The sequence below is a fragment of the Rubripirellula obstinata genome, from assembly GCF_001642955.1.
Classification (GTDB): Bacteria; Planctomycetota; Planctomycetia; order Pirellulales; family Pirellulaceae; genus Rubripirellula; species Rubripirellula obstinata.
This window is the reverse complement of the sequence record NZ_LWSK01000306.1, coordinates 1-1,002: the sequence shown is the minus strand read 5'-3', so window position 1 is coordinate 1,002 and position 1,002 is coordinate 1. Positions and strand designations below refer to the sequence as shown.

1 protein-coding gene is annotated in these 1,002 nt (G+C 56.7%); it reads right to left on the bottom strand.

Translation table 11 applies throughout. From position 1 onward, the window contains the following. Nucleotides 1-177: 177 nt before the first annotated feature. On the bottom strand, nt 178-606 hold the full coding sequence (locus RC85_RS25995) for a hypothetical protein (RefSeq protein ID WP_068267880.1): 429 nt from the start codon (nt 604-606) through the stop codon (nt 178-180). Nucleotides 607-1,002: the final 396 nt, after the last annotated feature.

Genomic DNA, 1,002 nt, shown 5'->3' with positions numbered 1-1,002 from the left:
CGAGCATGGGTTGTGCCCCGCAGGGCGCGAGGCGGGCAGCAAATGTCCGCGGCTCAGTCGGATAACGGTAGACATCACCGGGTGGCGGCGAAAGACTTGCAAGCAAACGAAAAAGTCAACCACCGCCACTCCGGTGCATGTCATGGTTATCCGCTCCGCACTGGGCGCACGGGGCAGTCACGAGACCGCGACAACCTGCCCATTGGAATCGTAGTATCCGTTGTCGTCAACTTGTGCGATGCCAGAGCGGTTCGCAAGCAGCCATTCCAAGACCGCGTAAACACGTTCAAGCGTGGGTTCTGGTTCACGACCTTGCCAAAGAACCTGGATGGCGATGATGGAAGTCGCGTTCGTCAAGCAATCAACGACCCGTTGAGTGTCACCGGATTCCGCGTCTTCGAGAAACTCTTGCAGCTCGTCAAGTTCTTCATCGCAGAGTTCCGTTCCGCGAGCATTGACGTCAAGTTGTCCGTACAGTTCACCATCGAAATGTAATTCGTCGTCGACGATCGAGTATTGTGGGTCCACCGTAGCAAGGCCAAGACGTAAGTCATCGAGGGAGACTGGTCGCGGGTCGGTGCAGATGTATCGAACGTAGTAGCTCATTGGCGATTGATATTGCGTGAGTGTTGGCTTGCGGGGATTTCAGTCGGATAACGGTAGGGTTCACCGGGCCGGGAGGGAAAAGTCAACCATCAGGAAACGCCCGCAAGCCCGGCTCCGGTGCAACCCATGGTTCAAGTAAGCCGCTTCGCGGCGGGGCGTGTGGATTGAAAACGTGAGGAACCCTTTGGTAGATCCGAACTCACTGGGAGTTCGGCTTACATTCTCTCAGAGGATCCCCCACATGAGCAAGTCTAAGCGATTTAATCCGCCCAAGTCCAACCCAAGTCTCTTCCCGGAGTCGCTACGCAAGCGGCTCACCGATGATCTGCAGCTTCAGGGCATGGCAGACCGAACCGTCAAGGCGTACGTCCGAGCGGTCAGGCAACTTGCCGAGTT